Annotated in this window: 13 protein-coding genes; 1 reads left to right on the forward strand and 12 read right to left on the reverse strand. The window is 70.6% G+C overall.

Annotation, left to right across the window (positions count from 1 at the left end):
- Positions 1 to 17 precede the first annotated feature (17 nt).
- From PV789_RS10625 to eccD, 8 genes are all read right to left on the reverse strand, one after another.
- Entirely contained in the window at positions 18 to 374 is a 357-nt protein-coding gene (locus PV789_RS10625; RefSeq protein ID WP_274977243.1) for a hypothetical protein, read from the reverse strand.
- Positions 375 to 434: 60 nt separating this feature from the next.
- A complete protein-coding gene (locus PV789_RS10630; RefSeq protein ID WP_274977244.1) occupies positions 435 to 773 on the reverse strand; it encodes a YbaB/EbfC family nucleoid-associated protein in 339 nt (112 codons plus the stop codon).
- Complete coding sequence (locus tag PV789_RS10635; RefSeq protein WP_274977245.1) at positions 673 to 3696, reverse strand: YML083C domain-containing protein; 3024 nt, start codon at positions 3694 to 3696, stop codon at positions 673 to 675. The genes PV789_RS10630 and PV789_RS10635 overlap by 101 nt, the downstream gene beginning before the upstream one ends.
- Positions 3697 to 3798: 102 nt before the next feature.
- Positions 3799 to 6600, reverse strand: coding sequence for an AAA family ATPase (locus tag PV789_RS10640; protein ID WP_274977246.1), 2802 nt, complete (start codon positions 6598 to 6600; stop codon positions 3799 to 3801).
- A 124-nt stretch (positions 6601 to 6724) separates the two neighbouring features.
- Positions 6725 to 7027 carry a WXG100 family type VII secretion target gene (locus PV789_RS10645; protein ID WP_274977247.1) on the reverse strand — a complete coding sequence of 101 codons (303 nt, stop codon included), beginning with the start codon at positions 7025 to 7027 and terminating at the stop codon, positions 6725 to 6727.
- 52 nt (positions 7028 to 7079) lie between these two features.
- The gene (locus PV789_RS10650) at positions 7080 to 7406 is read right to left on the reverse strand and encodes a WXG100 family type VII secretion target (RefSeq protein WP_274977248.1); all 327 of its coding nucleotides are present in this window, start codon (positions 7404 to 7406) and stop codon (positions 7080 to 7082) included.
- Positions 7407 to 7428: 22 nt separating this feature from the next.
- A complete protein-coding gene (gene eccB / locus PV789_RS10655; protein WP_274977249.1) occupies positions 7429 to 8874 on the reverse strand; it encodes a type VII secretion protein EccB in 1446 nt (481 codons plus the stop codon).
- A gap of 1 nt (position 8875) precedes the next feature.
- Positions 8876 to 10294, reverse strand: coding sequence for a type VII secretion integral membrane protein EccD (gene eccD / locus PV789_RS10660; protein ID WP_274977250.1), 1419 nt, complete (start codon positions 10292 to 10294; stop codon positions 8876 to 8878).
- Positions 10295 to 10507: 213 nt separating this feature from the next.
- On the opposite strand from eccD, the gene eccCa reads away from it, so the two are divergent.
- Positions 10508 to 14485 (forward strand): type VII secretion protein EccCa, encoded by a 3978-nt coding sequence (gene eccCa, locus PV789_RS10665; RefSeq protein WP_274977251.1) that lies wholly within the window; start codon positions 10508 to 10510, stop codon positions 14483 to 14485.
- 69 nt (positions 14486 to 14554) lie between these two features.
- Here eccCa and PV789_RS10670 read toward each other — a convergent pair whose 3' ends face one another.
- The 4 genes from PV789_RS10670 to PV789_RS10685 form a co-directional block, all read right to left on the reverse strand.
- On the reverse strand, positions 14555 to 15814 hold the full coding sequence (locus PV789_RS10670) for a S8 family peptidase (protein ID WP_274977252.1): 1260 nt from the start codon (positions 15812 to 15814) through the stop codon (positions 14555 to 14557).
- A gap of 428 nt (positions 15815 to 16242) precedes the next feature.
- Positions 16243 to 17103, reverse strand: coding sequence for a toxin-antitoxin system YwqK family antitoxin (locus PV789_RS10675; protein ID WP_274977253.1), 861 nt, complete (start codon positions 17101 to 17103; stop codon positions 16243 to 16245).
- Complete coding sequence (locus PV789_RS10680) at positions 17090 to 17284, reverse strand: hypothetical protein (RefSeq protein WP_274977254.1); 195 nt, start codon at positions 17282 to 17284, stop codon at positions 17090 to 17092. The genes PV789_RS10675 and PV789_RS10680 overlap by 14 nt, the downstream gene beginning before the upstream one ends.
- Positions 17281 to 17937 carry a hypothetical protein gene (locus tag PV789_RS10685; protein WP_274977255.1) on the reverse strand — a complete coding sequence of 219 codons (657 nt, stop codon included), beginning with the start codon at positions 17935 to 17937 and terminating at the stop codon, positions 17281 to 17283. The genes PV789_RS10680 and PV789_RS10685 overlap by 4 nt, the downstream gene beginning before the upstream one ends.
- Positions 17938 to 17997: the final 60 nt, after the last annotated feature.

Genomic DNA, 17997 nt, shown 5'->3' on the forward strand with positions numbered 1-17997 from the left:
GGGGGTGGGATCGGGGATCACCGGCGGCCTCCTCCGGTTCCGTCCGGGGTGTTGAGGTCCGGAACGTGGTTCGTGTTGTTCTCCTCCTCGCGGATGACGGACCCCGTGGTCTTGAGGAGGATGTCGCTCGAATCCTCCGCCGCGGTGGCGATGAGGACCGTCAACTCGCTGAGGGAGGTCTTGAGCTCCCCCAGGGACTTGTCCATCTGCTTGGCGAAATCGTCGCCCTCGCCCCAGATGGGTTGCAGCGGTGCCAGCGCGTCGTCCAGCCACTGCTCGGTCTCGCGGGCGTACTCGGCCGCCTCGCGGACTTTCTGGCTGTTGGTGGTCATGCCGTCGGGATCGGCGCGAAAGCCGTTGTCGCCGGCCGCCATGTCCGCCTCCTTTCCTGGTCCTGGTCCTCAGCCTCCGCCGCAGACGGCGGCGGGGTCCGTCTACTGCTGTGGGCCCTCGGAGGGGATGCCCAGCCGGTCGAGCAGCTTGAGCGGGTCGAGGTCGCCGTTCATGACCTCCTCGACCCCCGTCATCTCCGGCATGAAGGGGCCGTAGGCCTCCGAGACGCGCTCGGCCATCTGGTTCCGCGCCTTGTTGACCACCTCCGTGATGGCGGCGGCCAGTTCGGTGGGGGCCATGTCCCGGTAGGCCTGGGTGTGGAACTTCAGCTCGACCAGTTCACCCGTCGCGTTCACCTTCGCGCCCACGAGCCTGTTCTTGGCCACGACCTCTTCGGTTGCCTCCTCCAGACTTGCGCTTGCGTCCGCCAGTCGGTCCATCGTCTTGTGAAGCTGTGCCAGTTCCTCTTCCATCTGGCGCTGCATCTGCGAGCTCATGCCGGGGTGTTCCCTTCTTGTTCTGACCGAGGACGGGTCGTCCCAGTGCGGATTTCTGCCCGTCGGCCGTGGTGCCCCAGACCTTCTCATCCTCGGAGAGCCAGGTGGAGCGCTGCCGGTCGCGGTTGTTGTCACCGCCACCGCCGCCCATGCCGCCGCCCATGCCGCCCATCATGGGGGGCATCATCGGCATGCCGCCCATGCCGCCCATGCCGCCCGCTCCAGCACCCCCGGCGCCGGGCTGACCGTTCAGCCCTCCCGCGCCGCCGACGCCGCCGAGGGCACCCGGGTTGCCCTGTCCGCCGGAGGCCCCGTTGGGGCCGCCCGCCTGGTACTGGGTGCCGTCGGGGTTGGCGAACAGCGAGGAGCGGTCGGAGCTGTCCGGTGTGCCCGGGCTGTCGTAGGGGCCGGGGCCGGGGCTGAGGCCGCCGTAGTTGAGGCCCAGGTCGTTGGGCGACTCCAGCGGCGGAAGCTCGCTGGGGCGCGGCTGCGAGGGGCCGAGACCATCGAAGCCGTTCGTGATCGGCGCTCCGGTCTCGGGGTCGATCGGGTAGGGCTGGCCGGTGATCGGGTCGATGACGTAGGGCTCGCCGGTGACCGGGTTGATCGGCACGTCCTCCCCGGTGCCGGGGCCGTTGAGCCCGAGGTCGGGCGGGGGCGTGGGCACGACGTTCCCGTAGTCGTAGCCGTCCTGCCCGGTGCCGGGGCCGTTGAGCCCGAGGTCGGGCGGGGGCGTGGGCACGTTGTACCCGTAGTCGTTCGGCAGCCCGGTCTCGGGGTCGATGCCGACCGGCTGCCCGGTGACGGGGTCGATGGGCAGGACCTGTCCGGTCTCGGGGTCGTAGTTGATGGGCAGGTCGTTCTCGGGGTTGTAGGGCAGCCCGGTCTCGGGGTCGACCGGGAACGGCTGGCCGGTCTCCGGGTCGAGCGGGAGCCCCGTGGCCGGGTCGAACTCCAAGGAGCTGCCGGTCCCCCCGTCGGGGACCGGTTGTCCGGTGACGGGGTCGATGGGCAGGACCTGTCCGGTCTCGGGGTCGTAGTTGATGGGCAGGTCGTTCTCGGGGTTGTAGGGCAGCCCGGTCTCGGGGTCGACCGGGAACGGCTGGCCGGTCTCCGGGTTGAGCGGGAGCCCTGTCGCCGGGTCGCGCTCCAGCGAACCGTTGTAGCCCTCCGGGCCGCCGCGTCCGGAACCGGGGCCGTTGAGGCCGAGGGGCGGCGGGGGTACGGGCATCGGCGGGGGTATCAGGGGACCGTTGTCGCCCAGGCCGTCGCCGGGGCCGTTGAGGCCGAGGGGCGGCGGAACCGGCGGTGGTGTCACGAGGCCGTTGTTGCCCAGGCCGTCGCCGGGGCCGTTGAGGCCGAGGGGCGGCGGGACCGACGGGGGAGACGGGACGTAGGGGGAGGGACCGCCGTTGTCGCCCAGGCCGTCGCCGGGGCCGTTGAGAGCGTGGTTCACCGGAGGCGGCGGGTTCAGGCCGTCGCCGGGGCCGCCGCCGCTCGTACCGTCGGGGCCGTTGAGCTCCTGTTCGTTCGACGGCGGGTCGATGCCCAGCTCGTCGAAGACCTCGTTGAGGTCGACGTGCTCGGGGCCGTCCTCGCCGTCGCCGGTGCCGTCACCGCCGCTGCCCGGGCCCTCTTCCTCGTCGCCCGGGCCGTCCTCTCCGTCGCCGAAGAGGTCGTCGAGGTTGATGTCGTCGGGGCCGCCGTCGCCGTCGTCCTCTCCGTCTCCGAAGAGCTCCTTGAGGTAGTCGTCGAGGCCGTCGTCGGGGCCGCCGTCGCCCTCTCCGTCGCCCTCTCCGTCTCCGAAGAGCTCCTTGAGGTAGTCGTCGAGGCCGTCGTCGCCGCCGGGGCCGTCCCCTGGTGGATCGGGTGTCTGCGTCGGTAGCGGCGTGGGAGCAGCGACGGGCTTCAAGTCCGACTTGACGCTGTCGTAGGTGGTCTCCATCTTGTCGTACAGGCCGTTGGCGTACTCGTGGACGGTCTTGTAGTGGTCACGGAACCTCTGATAGAGGGCGTTGTTGACATTGGTGTCGGTATCCGGGTCACCGACGATGCCGCGGACCTCTCCCCGCTCCGTCCCGTCCTCGTTCTCTCCGGCCGGGACGATCAGGATGTCGAACTGGTTCCGGTGATCGACCCACTTCTCCGACCCCGCGGAGAGCTGGAAGTACCAGTCGTCGACCGCGTCGCCGACCTGCCCCCCGCGCGTTGTGAGGGCTTCCTGGACTTTGTCGGCGAGGTCGGCGGTGGGAGACTTCAGGTCGTCACTGATCCTCTTCAGTCCGGCTCTGAGATTGGGGATCGCCTCGTAGAAATGGTTCATGCGGTACGCCATGTCCTGGAGGCGGTACTTGTACGCCGCCGCGGCCGAGCCCCTCATAGGGCCGTCCGGGGTGTCGATCGCCTGCCAGAGCTTGTTCAGTACACCACCGCCCTCCCCGTCGATGTAGGGCTTCACGGCATCCCGAAAGTCGTCCAGATGGTCGATGGTGGCCTGTAACCGTTCGAGATCCCAGTTCTTGGACGTCAGTTTGTTGGTCGCGTAATCAGCGAGCGCCGACAGGTCGTTCAGTGACTGACGGAACGCGACCTGATCGCCACCCTCGTTTTCATTGTTTCCTTTGCCGTCGGCTCCCCATACCTCCTTCTGCATGTTGTAGCCGGCGTAGTCATAGCCGGTGTAGTCGTAGCTGTACGAGGTGTAGCCGGCGGTGAAGTACGACGTGTGGGTCTCTCCGTGCTTCCACCAGCGATCCACTTTCTTGTCGCCACTGCCGGTCCAGTCCTTGAAGCCGGTGGTCTCGTGGAAGTGGTAGCGACCGTGGTCGAGCCAGAGGGAGTCGAAGAGCTTCTCCATGGATTCCATTTTTCCATAATCGCCTTCTTCGTTGGCGAAGATGTTCAGGATTTCGTGAATCGGCTTGTCCGGCATCTCTTGCTCCCTCCCCTCGCGGTTTGCGCTCCGGGCCTAGGCCTCGGTGCTTTCCTCGTCCTGTCCGCCGTCACCGTCACCGTTGCCGCCACCGCCACCGCCACCGCCACCGCCAGAGCCGCTCTGGTTCGAATAGATCAGGTTTTGGACGTCCTGGGCGGTGAGGTCGTTCTCGTCCTCGATTTCCAGGAACTTCCGAGTTGATTTCGAGAGTTGGTTGTCGATCTGGATCAGTTCTTTTTGTAGTCCGGTGACGAACTTGGAGAACTCGATCATTGAAGCGTCGATCTCTTGGGTGAGCAGTGCGGCCGGTTCGAATAGCTCGGGGTTTCCAAGCCTCTGGTAGCCGCCTTCGACGTTGTAGCGAGCGAACTTCGTCTCCAGGCTATCGACCTCTTCCATGAGTGGGAACACGACAGTGTCGCGGAATTTCTCGATCTCTGTCATGTCGATCTTGGTGCCTTTGTCGCCCTTGCCGTCGCCCCCCTTTCCGTCTCCCTCGCCGTTGCCTTCGCCGTCGCCGCCTTCGTCCTCGCCGGTGCCCTCCTCTTCTTCGTCCTCTTCTTCGTCGGTGTCCTCGTCCTCCCCGCCTTCGCCTTCCTCGTCCTCGTCGCCCTCGCTGTCGGTGTCATCCTCTTCACCGTCGTCTTCGGCCGTGGGCACCGGTTGGGTGATGCTTGCCGGGTCGAAGGGGACTGGCTCGGGGGATTCGCCGCCGTCCCCGCCGTCACCCCCGGTGGTGCTTTCCGGTTTGATCGAGGTGACCGGGTCGATGGGGTGGGTTTCGTCGGGGCTCTGGCTGCCGCCGCCGTCTTCGGCCGTGGGCACCGGTTGGGTGATGCTTGCCGGGTCGAAGGGGACTGGCTCGGGGGATTCGCCGCCGTCCCCGCCGTCACCCCCGGTGGTGCTTTCCGGTTTGATCGAGGTGACCGGGTCGATGGGGTGGGTTTCGTCGGGGCTCTGGCTGCCACCGCCGTCTTCGGCCGTGGGTGTCGGTTCGGTGATGGACGCCGGTTCCAGGGGGACTGGTTCGGAGGAGTCGTCCTCGCCGTCGCCCTCGCCACCTCCGCCATCGGCCGTCTCGTCTTGTTCGCGTACGCCCGACTCGGGTTCCCCGTCGTCGCCCTGCCCCTGGCCTTGACCGTCGCCCTCGGTCGTGGCCACTGGCTTGATCGAGGTGACCGGGTCGAGGGGGAGCGGTTCGGAGGAGTCGCCACCGTCTTCGGGGCGTTCGGAGGTGACGTGCTCGGGTGTGTCCTCGGCGGGCGGTGAGATGACCTTCCCCGGAGTGTCGGACTCGTCGCCCGATGGGTCCGGCTCGCGGGGGGAGTCCCCCGTGACCGGAGGCGTGGTGGTGCCCACAGGGGTGCCGGGCACCCCGCCGCCGCCCGGGTCGGTCGCGCCGGGGCGGTCGGGGTGGTGGTTCCCCACGTGCTCGGGGGAGTCCTCCTCACCGGGTTTGTCGGGCCTGCCCTCGCCGTCACCACCGGGACGGTCGTCTCCGTGGGCTTCCTCCTCGCCGGGGCGGTCGCCTCCCGGGCGGTCGTCTCCGTGGGCCTCCTCCTCGCCGGGCCGGTCGCCGCCCGGCCTGTCCTCTCCCTCTTCGCCCTCGCCGTCCTCGTTCTTCTCCGAGACGGTGATCAGGCCGGTCTCGGGGTCGACCTCCACCCGCCCGTCGCCGGGGTCGAAGGAGACCTCGCCGGTCTCGGGGTCCAGGGTGAGCTTCAGGTCGCCGATCTCGATCGTGGTCGGAAGGGGCTCCTCGCCCTCGCCGGGCCCGGTCGTCTCGATCTCGACGGTGCCCTCGGCCGGGTCGATGGTCAGGCCCAGGTGTCCGGCCTCGATCGTGACCGGCGCGGCCTCGGGGTCGAGGGGCACGTTCCTGTCGCCGGGCTCGATCTCGATCGTGCCGGTGTCGGAGTCCAGGACGAACCTCAGATCGCCCGCCTCGACGGTGGTGACACCCGTCTCGGGGTCCAGGGTCACGACCGGAGCCCCGGCGATCTCGTCGCCGGACGCGTCACCGGCGGGCTCGCCGTACTCGGGGTCGTCGGCGTCGGCGGAGATGGGTGTGGCGGAGACGGGCTCCACGCCGGTGTCCGGTTCTCCGGCCGGGTCCCGGTCCGACTCCAGCAGCGCGTCCTGGAGTCCCTCCCGTTCCTCCTCGGACCGGGGTTCGGTGATCAGGGGCGCCATCGGCTCCGCGATGGAGGCGGACTCCAGCGGTACGGTCTCGGGGGCCGTCGTCTCGCCTTCGAGGTCGGCGGTCTCCTCCGCGGACATGTTCGCGGAGACGGTCCGCGGTTCGGCGGGTTCGAGGTCGGCCTTCTCCTTCTCCTCCTCCTCCGAGGACATGCTCGAGGAGATGATCCGCGATTCGGCGGGCACGCCCGGCTCCGCGGGAACACTCGGTTCCAGGGGCGTGCCTGGCTCCGCGGCGCGCAGGGGCTCGAAAGTCTGGGGCTCCTGGACGGAGAGGGCCTCGGCCTCGGGGGCGGACACGGCGACGACGTGCTCGGTGTCCTGACCGGCGAACAGCGGGGAGGCGGTGTCCCCGGCCCGTTGCGCGCCGAACAGCATCACGCCGTCGTCGCCGACGGTCACCTCGGACTCGCCCGGGTCGAGCACCGCCTCCTGGGTGGCGGTGTCCACCTCGACCGAGGAGTCACCGTGTCGTAGCAGGAGCAGACCGCTGGTCAGGTCCACGCTGACCGGAGCGGACTCAGGCCGGTTGGCCGTCGTCCCCTGCTGCTGGAGGGTGGTGGCCTCCTCGGTCTCGGTCGGGTCCGGCTCCTCCCCGGAGAGGGCAGCACGGAAGTCGAAGAGGGGGGACTCCACGTCAGGGCCTCCTCACCGCCCGCAGGGCGGTCGTTCGTCTGGGGTTTCGGGGGTGGGGGATGGGGGGCGGGGCGGGCGCCCCGAGGGGAGTGGTGGGCCGCCCGCCCCTGGGAGGTGGAGCGGACTACATCAGCGCCTGCCAGTTCATGGCCTCGCGCCCGTCGGTGGAGGAGTAGTTGTTGCGGATCTCGTTCAGGGCGGCCTCGGCCTTGCCCAGCAGGACCTGCATGTCCGCGACGTTGCTCCGCCAGGACAGGACCTTGCGGTCGTACTCCGCGGCCATGGCACCGTCGAGCTCCGCCTTGACCGTCTGCATCTGGGTGTCGAGCGCTTCGATCTGGTTCTGCACGGCCTGCGTCTGGGTGCGCAGCTCGTTGGTGGCCTCGTCGACGTAGTTGTAGCTGACGTCGAAACCGTTGATGCTCATGGTCTCGCCTTCCGGAAGGGGTCTCGTGCGGGGTGGGAGCGGGGGTCCGGCCTCAGCCGGGCTGGTTCGGGTTGAGCTCGTCCATCCACCGCGAACCGGTGAGGACGGCCGCGTCCTCCGTGGCGTGCATCGCGTGGACGGTGCCGCCGAAGGTGCCGATCATCTGGTTCATGTCGTTGGTGATGAGCCGCAGCTCCTCCAGCCAGCCGACGACCGCCTCGCTGTACTTGTTGGAAGCCGCTCCCTGCCAGGCCATACGCAGCCTGTCGCGTGTGTTGTCCACGTTGGTGTAGATGGTGTTGCACTGGCTGTGTGCCTCGGTCATCGCCTCCTGGGCGATGCGCTCGGCCTCGTCTGTAGTGCGTGTCCTCTGGTTCACGGGGTCTCCTCGGTTCGTTCCATCAGGGGCATCCGGCGTCCTCGACCATCGGCGAGGACTCCAGCGGGAGGGCGGCCGCCTCCGGGTCGAGCACCGGCCCGGAGGGAAGCAGCCTCAGGAGTGAGGTCGGGACCGGAACGGCCTGGCCGGTCTGGTAGCCGAGAGCGGTCAGGGCGGCCTCGTCGACAACGGGGTACTTGGCCGCGCTGTCGGTGACGAGGTAGTGGGTGGTGGCGGCACCGCCGCCGCCCACGGGCTGGGCGGCGGCGAGGGAGCCCCGGCCGGAGGCGATGCCCACCAGGTCGGGGGTGGGGCACCCGGGGGCGATGCCGGGCCGCTCCTGCACGGGCCACGCCTCCACCCCGGCGGGGTCGTCCATGCTCACCGACAGGGAGCCGTCGGGGGCCAGCCGCAGGCACGGCACGCCCGCGCCGAGGCCCACCAGCTCCGGCGGGGCGGCGGGGTGGCGCTCCTCGCGCGGGCCTTGGCCGTCGGAGAGCCGGGCGTGCGCCTCACCGGCGGGCAGGGGCAGGGCCTCGGCGGGGGCGTCGGGGTAGGCGGCGCCCGCGACCTCCGGGTCGGCCAGCAGCAGCAGCGCCTGCGTCACGGAGAGCGGCACCAGGCCGTCCCGGGTGAGCAGGTAGTGCTGGTCCTCCTGACCCGGGGTGGACACCGCGAACACCTGTCCCACGCGCCGGGGCTCGCCCGACAGCTCGCCCGCGTCCTCACCGGCGCCCGGGACCCCGGGCGCGGTCAGGTCCGGGCCTGTGGGCACGGTGTTGAGGAAGGCGGAGGTGACGGGCGGGGCGTCGCTCGTGCCGTAGCCCAGGGCCTGGACGGCGCCGCCCTCCTCGTCCAGGCGCAGGCGGGTGCCGTTCCACAGCAGGTGCGGTGCGCCGTCGGGGCCGGAGACCAGGACCGCCTGTTCGGCGGAGGGCTGGTTCGGGGCGGGGGCCGTGCCGACCACGAGGGCGGTGCGGCCCCGCTCGTCCTCCTCGCCCTCGGGCGGCAGCGCGCACACCCGCCAGACCGACTGCTCCAGCCCCTCGGTCGTGGGCAGGGCGTCGGGCGCGCCGGCGATGCCGACCGGGCCGCCCACGGGGACGCCCTCCAGTGAGTCGGCCGAGACCAGGCTCACAGCGGCGTCGGCGCCCTGGACCAGACGGGCGGAGGCCCCGTTGGCCACGGGACGCAGCGTGCCGGCCGAGTACAGGTAGGAGGCCCCGGTGTCGCGGTCCACGATCAGCCGCCCCTCCTGGCGCCAGCTGGTCGCGCCCCCGGGGAAGATCAGGCCGAACACGAGGAAGCCGATACACAGCACCGCGCCGATGGCGATGCCGATGTAGGTGCCGGTGCGGGTGCGGCGCATGGGGGCGTCGACCGCGTCGGGGTCGCCCTCCAGCATGGCCGTGCCCAGGCGGCCCACCGTGAAGTTGTGGGCCATCACCCTGTCGCGACGTGACTGCATGTCAGCCGCCGATTCCGCGCAGGAGCGAGAACACGCCGAAGATCGCCAGGACCAGGGGCACGATGGCCACCGTCAGCAGCGACTGGATGATCTCGGCGGCCCGGCCCCAGTGGGGCAGCGGCCTTGTCCCCGGAAGGTTCCACGACACCACCGCCAGGATCGCGGAGGCGGCGAACAGGCCCACCAGGGCGAGCGTTCGGGGTAGGGGGTCGGCCGTCCACACCACGACCAGGACCAGCACGGTCAGCCCGATCCAGGGAGGCGCGACCACGAAGGACCGCTGCCAGGCGCTGGCCAGCCCGCGCGACTGGAGGAGCATCACCAGCGACACGATCACGCACAGCGTGATCGGCACCCATCCGGGGGAGGCGCCGAGCACGACCAGGCAGACCGTCAGGACGGCGCCGGTGGAGGCGTACAGGGAGGTCTGGAACCGGTCGGCCAGCGCGGCGCGGTCCAGGACCCCGCGCGCGGGGTAGGGGTCGATGCCCTCCTGGAGCTGGTCGGGGTTGGAGGGCAGCGGCGGAAGCTTCAGGCCGGAGAGGCGGAAGGCCAGCTGGGGGGCGAACGTGCCCAGCAGCAGCGCGATCAGCGCCGTCAGCGCCGCCACGGCCGGGACCGTGGCGCCGGGGATGAACATCAGGGACAGCGCGCCCAGCGCGCACAGCACCTCGGCGGTGAACAGTCCGGCGAAGAAGGGCACCGAGCCCGCCACGGCGGCCAGGCCGAGCACGCTGGCCCCGGCGGCGGTCACCGCTCCCGTCAGGACCCGCGCTCCGGTCAGCGCGGTTCCGGGGTCGCCCGAGGGCACGGACGCTCCGGCCACCGCCATGTACAGGGTGGCCGCCGCGGCCAGGCCGGTGGCGGCGGCCAGGTCGCCCATGGCGCGCGAGGCGGCCCAGGCCGACAGCAGCATGAGGATCGCCGAGAACGCGGCGGACACCGCGGTCAGCAGGCCGGGTCCGCCGCTGACCAGGACGGCCAGGCCGGTGAACAGCACGACCAGGCCCAGCGCCTGGAGCAGGACGCGCGTTGCCTCGGGGCGCCACCGGTCGGGGCGCTCGCCCATGCCGGTCGCGACGCCGTCGGTCAGGTCGTCGAAGTGCACCGGCGGCAGCTGGTCGCGGCGGGGGCGCAGGTAGAGGGTCTCTCCGTGGCAGAGCCCCAGGGAGCGGAGGGTCTCGTCCTCCTCCAAGGGCTCGTCGCCCAGCTGCTGGAGGACCCAGCCGTCGTGCTCCAGTCCGCTCTCGTCCAGGTCCTCGCCGTTGTCACCCTCGGCGTAGAGCACGAGCGTGGGCAGGATCTCGGAGAGGGGGACCTCGGTGGGCGCCGCGATCTCGAAGGAGCGCTCGGGGGCGCGGATCAGCAGTCGGCACAGGTCCGGGGAGGCGGCATCGTTCATCCGGTGGGGGCCCATCATGAGGCGGGGTCGTGACAGGGGCGGAAGTGACGGTAACACTCCGACGACCCATTTTGGAGGTGTGTTGTTTTAAATTTTGGCGTCTGTCACTTTAGTTGGCAACAGTAGTGTTCTGCTTCCGGCGTCCGGTTCCGGACGCCGGTTACGGTCCCTGTTCCGATCCCGGCTTCCGGACCGTTCCCCGCTGTTCCCTGCAAGGGAGGACCCCGCCCCGTGAGTACGATCCTCGTCCGCCGTCCCCCGCGGCGTCCCGGGCCGGACCTGCCCTCGGGCGAGGTCAGCCTCCAGGAACCCCCGGAGCTGCCCGAACCGCAGGCCAACGTTTCGTCGGTGTTCACCTACCTGCCGATGGCCATGACCTCGCTGGCGATGCTCATGATGATCATCCGCCCCGGAAGGATGGGAGGCGGGGAGGGCAGCAACATCATGCCCTACCTCGCGGGCGGCATGATGCTCGTGGGCGCCGTGGTCATGCTCGGCGGCCAGTACCTGCGCACCATGCTGGAGCGCCGCCGCCAGCTCAACGACGACCGCCAGGACTACCTGCGCTATCTCAAGCAGATGCGCACCCGTCTGCGGGGGGTGGTCACCGAGCAGCGCGACGCGATGCTCTGGCGGGCCCCCCACCCCGACGCCCTGTGGTCGATCGTGCGCACCTCCCGGCTGTGGGAGCGCAGGGGCACCGACGACGACTTCGCCGAGGCACGCATGGCCGTGGGCGAACAGGCGCTGTCCATGACCATCTCCCCGGTCTCCTCCAAACCGGTGGAGGACCTCGAACCCCTCAGCGCCCACGCGCTGCGCCGCTTCATCCGCGCCTACGGGACCGTCGAGGACCAGCCGGTCCAGATCTACCTGCGCGGCTACTCCCGCATCACCATGCGCGGCGACCTGGACACCAGCCGGGGACTGGTCCGCGCGCTCCTCGGCCAGCTCACCGTCTTCCACGCCCACGACGAACTGCGCGTGGCCGTGTGCGCCTCCGAGGAGACCCTGCCCCTGTGGTCGTGGACCAAGTGGCTGCCGCACAGCCAGCACCCCACCGCCCGCGACGGCGCGGGCCAGTCACGGCTGCTGTGCACGGACTCCATGGAGCTCGAACAGCTCATCCCCGACCTGGCCGACCGCCCCCGCTTCGACCCCACCGCCGCCCCCAGCCGCGAGGAGCCCTTCACCGTCATCGTCGTGGACGGCGGACGCGTCCCCCCGGGGTCGCGCATGCTGGGCGGCGGCTACCGCAACGCCGTCGTCATCGACGTCGCCGACCCGATGCCACCCGAGGACGACCCCTACACCCTGGCCCTGCGGGTGGAGACCGAACGCCTGGTGATGCTCTCCCGCGACAACAGCGGCCGCGACACCGAGGAGGTGCTGGGCAGGCCCGACACCCTGAGCCTGCCCCGCGCCACCTCCCTGGGCCGCCTGCTCTCGCCCTACCGGATCGGCATGGTCGTCGAGGTCACCGAGCCGCTCACCACCGACTTCGAGCTGACCGCGCTCCTGGGCATCCCCGACCTGCACCGGCACGACACCGAGCGCATGTGGAGCGAGCTGCACGAGAAGGACCGGCTGCGCGTGCCCATCGGCATGAACTCCGACGGCGCGCCGCTGGAACTGGACATCAAGGAGTCCGCGCTGGGCGGTATGGGCCCGCACGGCATGCTCATCGGCGCCACCGGTTCGGGCAAGAGCGAGCTGCTGCGCACCCTGGTGCTCGGCCTGGCCCTGACCCACTCCTCCGAGACCCTCAACTTCGTGCTCGTCGACTTCAAGGGCGGCGCCACCTTCATCGGCCTCGACAAGCTCCAGCACACCTCCGCGCTCATCACCAACCTCGCGGAAGAGGCCATCCTGGTGAGCCGTATGCAGGACGCCCTGCACGGCGAGCTGGTCCGCCGCCAGGAGCAGCTGCGCGCCGCGGGCAACTACAGCTCCGCCCTGGAGTACGAGAGGGCCCGCGAGACCAACCCCGACATGGAGCCGATGCCCACGCTGTTCGTGGTCGTCGACGAGTTCAGCGAGCTGCTGGCCGCCCACCGCGACTTCATGGACCTGTTCGTCATGATCGGCCGCCTGGGCCGCAGCCTCGGCGTCCACCTGCTGCTGGCCTCCCAGCGCCTGGACGAGGGCCGCATGCACCAGCTGGAGGGCCACCTGTCCTACCGGGTGGCGCTGCGCACCTTCTCCGCCATCGAGAGCCGGGGCGTGCTCGGCGTGCCCGACGCCCACCAGCTCCCCTCCGCCCCCGGCAACGGCTACCTCAAGACCGACACCGAGACCCTCACCCGCTTCAAGGCCGCCTACGTCTCCGGCCCCTACCGCGTCAAACGCCGCGCCTCCCGCAGGAACACCGTCGGCGGGGAGGTGGTGCTCTTCGCGGACACCCCCGTGGACACGGCCGCTCCCGAACCCGAGGAGCCCCAGGTCCAGGTGGAGGAGAGCAGCGAGTCCCTCCTGGCGATCGCCCTGGCGCGGATGGACGCCCTCGGGCCCGCGGCCCGCGAGGTGTGGCTGCCCCCGCTGGAGGCGCCGCCGCTCGTGGACGAGCTGCTCGCCACGGTCGGCGTGCGCCTGCCCCGGGGCGGCCTGGCCTGGCAGAAGGAGACGACCCTGCGCGTGCCGCTGGGGGTCATCGACCGCCCCTTCGAGCACAAGCGCCTGCCCCTGGTCGCGGACCTGTCCGGAGCCGGAGGACACGTCGGCATCGCGGGCGGCCCCCAGAGCGGCAAGAGCACCATGCTGGCCACGCTCATCCTCACCCTGGCGATGAGCAACACCCCCGCCCAGGTCCAGTTCTACGGGATCGACTGCGGCGGCGGCGTGCTGAACTCACTCAGGGACCTGCCGCACGTGGGCAGCGTCGTCACGCGCACCGACGAGCGGCGCATCACCCGCACCATCATGGAGATGAACGACATCCTCACCAAGCGTGAGGTCTTCTTCGCCGAGCACGGCATCGACTCCATGGGTACCTACCGCCGACGCCGCGCCGCCGGGGAGTTCGCCGACCAGCCCCACGGCGACGTCTTCCTCGTCATCGACGGCTGGGGCACCATCCGCCAGGACTACGCGGACCTGGTGGGCGCCATCGTCCAGATCGTGCAGCGCGGACTCAACTACGGCGTGCACGTCGTGGTCGCCTCCCCCCGCTGGGCCGACTTCCACACCTCCGTCCGCGACCTGATGGGCACCCGCTTCGAACTGCGCATGGGCGACCCCGTGGACTCCATGGTCCACATGCGCGCCGCGCAGACCGTGCCCAAGGTGCCCGGGCGCGGCATCACCGACACCAAGCACCACTTCCTCACCGGTCTGCCCCGCGCCGACGGAGACGCCGACTCGGTCACACTGTCCGAGGGCACGAACGAACTCGTCGACCGCGTGCGCGCCGCCTGGGACGGGCCGCCCGCCCCGCCGGTGCGCACCCTTCCCCCGATCCTGCACGCCCGTGAGCTGCCCGCCTCCAAACTCACCAAGATGGGCGGCCTCAAGGTGCCCATGGGCCTGGAGAGCCGCCGGATGCAGCCGTTCTGGCACGACTTCGGCGTCACCCCGCACCTGCTCGTGGTCGGCGACACCGAGACCGGCAAGACCACGCTGCTGCGCCACATCACCAACGCGATCCGCAGCCACTACGGCCCGACCACCGCCCGGGTCGTGCTCGCCGACCAGCGCCGCCAGCTCTACGACGCCGTGCCCAAGGAGATGCAGCTGGGCTACGCGGTCTCGGGCGACAACGTCAAGGAGATGATGGCCGCCGCCGCGCAGGCGATGAAGGCGCGGCTGCCCGGGCCCGACATCACGCCCGACCGCATCCGCAAGCGCGACTGGTGGACCGGCCCCGAGCTGTTCATCCTCATCGACGACTTCGAGATGGTCTCCGGAAGCGGTCCCAACCCGCTGGCCCCGCTCCTGCCGATGCTCAGCCAGGGCGCGGAGATCGGCATGCACGTGGTGCTTGTGCACGCGGCGGGCGGTTTCAGCCGGGCCTCCGGCGACCCCGTCATCCGGTCGCTCATCGACTCCAACACGCCCAGCATCATGCTGTCCGCGCCGCCCTCGGAGGGCATGCTGTTCGGCAACATCCGGGCGCGGACGATGGCTCCGGGCCGAGCCCTGTGGATCTCGCGCCGCGACCCGGTGGAGGTGCAGCTGGCCATCGCCGAGGGTGCCGAGGACACCGAGGAGTGAGCCCCCGCGACGGGGACGGTCGGGGCCTGTGGGGCGCACCGGAAGGTGCGCCCCACAGGCCCCGACGCCTCAGCGCACCGGTTCGTCGGAGCGCATCGGCACCGGCTCGCCCGGGGCGGCGGCGCGCCACCCGCGCGCCTTCCCGAGCTTGTACACCGCCCCGCCCAGGACGCACAGCACGATGAGCAGGAGGGTCACGGACACTACGGCCGCCGTGGGCGGCGCGTCCACCGAACCGTAGGGGGAGGGGTCGGGGACGAATCCCTCGCCCGCCACCCCGGCGGGGGCTCCGCCCGGGGCGATGGCCATCGCCGCCAGCGGGTCCACCCTGCCGTGCCCCGACAGAGGGTCCGCGTCGCCCCGGGGGGAGGCGTAGGCCGTGGTGGTCAGCCGCTCACGCACCTGATCGGCGCTCAGGTCCGGCTCCCGCTCCATGAGCAGGGCCGCGGTCCCCGCCACGAACGCCGCGGCCACGCCGTCGCCCGCGGTGGCCACGTGGCCGCCGCCCGGACCGGTCCCCACCACCCGGTCGCCCGGCGCGGTCAGGTCCACACGGGCCAGGTCGCCGCTGGGCAGGACCAGCGGCCCCTGGGCCATGGGCAGACCCTCCACGTCGTGCGCGGCCACGCTCAGCACCGACTCGTGCTGGGCGGGCTGGCCCGGCAGCGGCCCCCGGGAGGTGGGAACCGTCGCGGGTGCCACGACCAGGGCGTCGGACTCCTCTGCGGCGGCCACCGCGGACTCCAGGGCCGGGGACGCCTCCCACGTGCCCGTGCCCACCAGGACCACGCGGGCACCCGCCCCCACCGCGCTCTCTATTCCGGCGGCGATCTCCTGCGCCGAGGCCAGACCGGTCAGGGGGCTGCCGGTGGCCACGGCCGTTACCGACGCGCCCGGGGCCACCCCGACCAGGCCGCTGCCCTCCGCGGACCGGGCGGCGACCACCCCGGCCAGCGACGTGCCGAACCCCAGGCAGTCGGCGGACTGCCCGCCCTCCACGGCGTCGGCCAGCGCGGGGACGTCCCCGTCCACCTCCGGGGCCAGCAGCGCCACGCCCACCCCCTCGCCGGTGCTCAGGTCGTGGGCCCGCGACAGGCCGAGGAAGTGGTGCGTCCAGGGCCTCTGCTCCACGACGTCCCCGCCGGTGGCCGCGCACGGCTGGTTGTCGGCCTTGAAGGGGTGGACCTGCGCGAGCGAGACCGGGTCCTGGGGAGCCTCGGCCGCGGCCGGGGCCGCGGTGAGGGGTGCGAGGAGCCCGAGGGCCAGCGCCGCGGCGGCGGTGCGGCGGCGCCGGGGCCGGGCGGGTCCCGGATCGGTGTGTGCGGTCACCTGACGTGTGCTCCAGACTCTCAGGGGTGTCCTCGGGGCGCTTCGTACCCGGTGGGGCGGCCCGGACGGGGCGCGGGGGGCGTCGTCCCTTCGGAGGCCGCGCGCGGGGAGCGGGACGGGGGACCCGACCCTGCGCCAACCTCACGCGGAACGCCGGACCGTGAGGCGCGCCGTCGCGGAGCCTCTTCACCGCCGTTCCGTGGCGCCCTTCCGCGCGCGGGCGGCGCTGTGACCGCCGCCGTTGGGGCGCCGACCGTGCGGGCGGGGCCCGGACGGCAGGGCCGACTGCGGTAGCGTACTCGGTTTCCCGTGTACGTTCCATGAGCGTCCGGTGACCGGTCCGCGTCGTTCGCCTCCGGAGCGGGCCCCGCGGACGCGGGGACGGCGGCTCCGCGGCCCCGGCGCGGGAGCGCGGCCGCTCCTCAGAGTCAGGAGGCGGGGCGTTCCTCGCCGGTTTCGGGGTCGCGGACCAGGCGTGTGGGGGCTCTGCGTTCTTCGCGGGCGATGTTTCCGGTCTCGTCGAGTTCGCGGACGATGACGCGGTTGCCCAGGGCGTCGTGGATGGTCTCGCGCAGGAGCCGTCCTTGTTCGTCCCACTGGTGCCGGGGGCCGATGGGGCCGTGGGGGTGTTGGGTGGGGCCCTGAGCGATGAGTTTTCCGGTGGACGCCCAGGTTAGGGCGAGTCCGTCCTCGACGCCCTCGACGAAGGTGTGCATCCTGACCCGGTCCAGGCGGCCGTGGGTGACGGCTTCGCCGGTGTAGGGCGTGCCCTGGAACAGGACCCGGCGGCCGAGCCCCTCCACGTCTTCGGCGGTGAGTTCGTCGACATCGGGCACGACCAGGAACTCCTGGTGGGCGGGGTGGTGCATGGTCGCGGACACCCGTAGTTGGTGCCAGGCCAGGAACACTTTCCTGCCGGTGTGGGGATCGTGGGAGGCGAACAACCTCTGGTGTCGTTCCTCGGTGATGAGGTGGCCTGAGGTATCCCGGTTGCGGGTGACGCGTTGGTTCGCGAACGGGTCGTTGATGTGTTCGTACGTGAGTCTGCCTTTGTCCCAGCGGTGTAGTGGTCCTACCGGCATTCCTCCGGGGGAGGTGCGGTCCAGGGAGAGGAGTTGTCCGTCGTTGTGCCAGGCGAGTTCGGGTCCGCTCTCGATGTCCTCGATGAATGTCTGGGCGCTGGTTTCGGTTGTTCCCCGGGTGGTGGCTTGTCCGGTGAAGGGCTGGCCGAGGAGTGCCGTCCTTCCTCCTTCTGGGAATTCGAGGTCCCTGTGGTCAACCCTGCGCATAGGGGGGAGTCGAATCGGTGTCCACCACTTGGCGGTGGCCGGAGGCGTAGGTGGATTTTCCGGTGCGTGGTGCGGGTGCTCCCCAGGTGATCCAGGTACAGTTCGCGCAGCACGGGCAGCGCTCGCGCCCCCATGGATCCTTTTTGAGGGTGAACAGGTTGTCGATCTGGAAGTCGCTCATCCTGGCGTTGTTCCTGGCTCTGAACAGTGCGTTGATCGCCTTGACCTCGGTGTGGCGATGGGGGCATCCGCCATGGGGTGGAGGTTTGTCTGCCCAGTGGGCCTCTTGTCCCTGTGTATCTCGTGGGGTCCGGCTTCGCGAATCGCGTTGATCCTTCTGGTGATTACTGGGTGCAGTCTGTCGGTCGGGACGGGTGAGGCGCCCTTCCTTCCGTTCATGCCTTCTGCGACGAGCCCGCTCACTCGGTCGATGACGATGGAGTTGACCGCTCCCGGTTCTCCTTCCAGATCGTTTTCGTTGGGGTTGGTCATGCCGTCGCGCCCGGGTTTCCACCATGGTTGGTTGGCGAGGTCAAATTTGATCTTTGTCTGGTTTTCGAGTAGGTCTTGGACCTCTTGGGTGCGTGCGTCCAGGAGTTTGAACTGGAGTTCTTCCAGGGGTTGTCCGTCGACGGTGATGATTTTTCCTGTGTTGTCTTTCGTGGCGCGTGAGTCGGGGATTTTACCGAGGATTCTTCCGTCTGTGAGGTTGCTGGAGAGGAGGTGGTTCTCCCCGGTGGTGTTTTCGAGACCGAATTGGTTGATGGCTGAGTTGGGGTCGCCTCTGAGGGCGGGGGCGCTGCTGCTTTGGGCGGCCGGTGGTGGGTTGACCACCGGTCCGGGGCGCTGGGTGCTGGTGTTGCCGAAGAGGTTTCGGGAGGTGTTGCCGCTGCC

It is taken from the genome of Nocardiopsis camelliae (assembly GCF_028993595.1).
GTDB lineage: Bacteria > Actinomycetota > Actinomycetes > Streptosporangiales > Streptosporangiaceae > Nocardiopsis > Nocardiopsis dassonvillei.

Bases quoted from the DNA above. Each gene is read 5' to 3' on its own strand.
- PV789_RS10625 (WP_274977243.1), bottom strand. From the start codon at position 374: ATGGCGGCCGGCGACAACGGCTTTCGCGCCGATCCCGACGGCATGACC.
- PV789_RS10630 (WP_274977244.1), bottom strand. From the start codon at position 773: ATGGACCGACTGGCGGACGCAAGCGCAAGTCTGGAGGAGGCAACCGAA.
- PV789_RS10635 (WP_274977245.1), bottom strand. From the start codon at position 3,696: ATGGAATCCATGGAGAAGCTCTTCGACTCCCTCTGGCTCGACCACGGT.
- PV789_RS10645 (WP_274977247.1), bottom strand. From the start codon at position 7,027: ATGAGCATCAACGGTTTCGACGTCAGCTACAACTACGTCGACGAGGCC.
- eccB (WP_274977249.1), bottom strand. From the start codon at position 8,874: ATGCAGTCACGTCGCGACAGGGTGATGGCCCACAACTTCACGGTGGGC.
- eccD (WP_274977250.1), bottom strand. From the start codon at position 10,294: ATGATGGGCCCCCACCGGATGAACGATGCCGCCTCCCCGGACCTGTGC.
- PV789_RS10675 (WP_274977253.1), bottom strand. From the start codon at position 17,103: ATGCGCAGGGTTGACCACAGGGACCTCGAATTCCCAGAAGGAGGAAGG.
- PV789_RS10680 (WP_274977254.1), bottom strand. From the start codon at position 17,284: ATGAGCGACTTCCAGATCGACAACCTGTTCACCCTCAAAAAGGATCCA.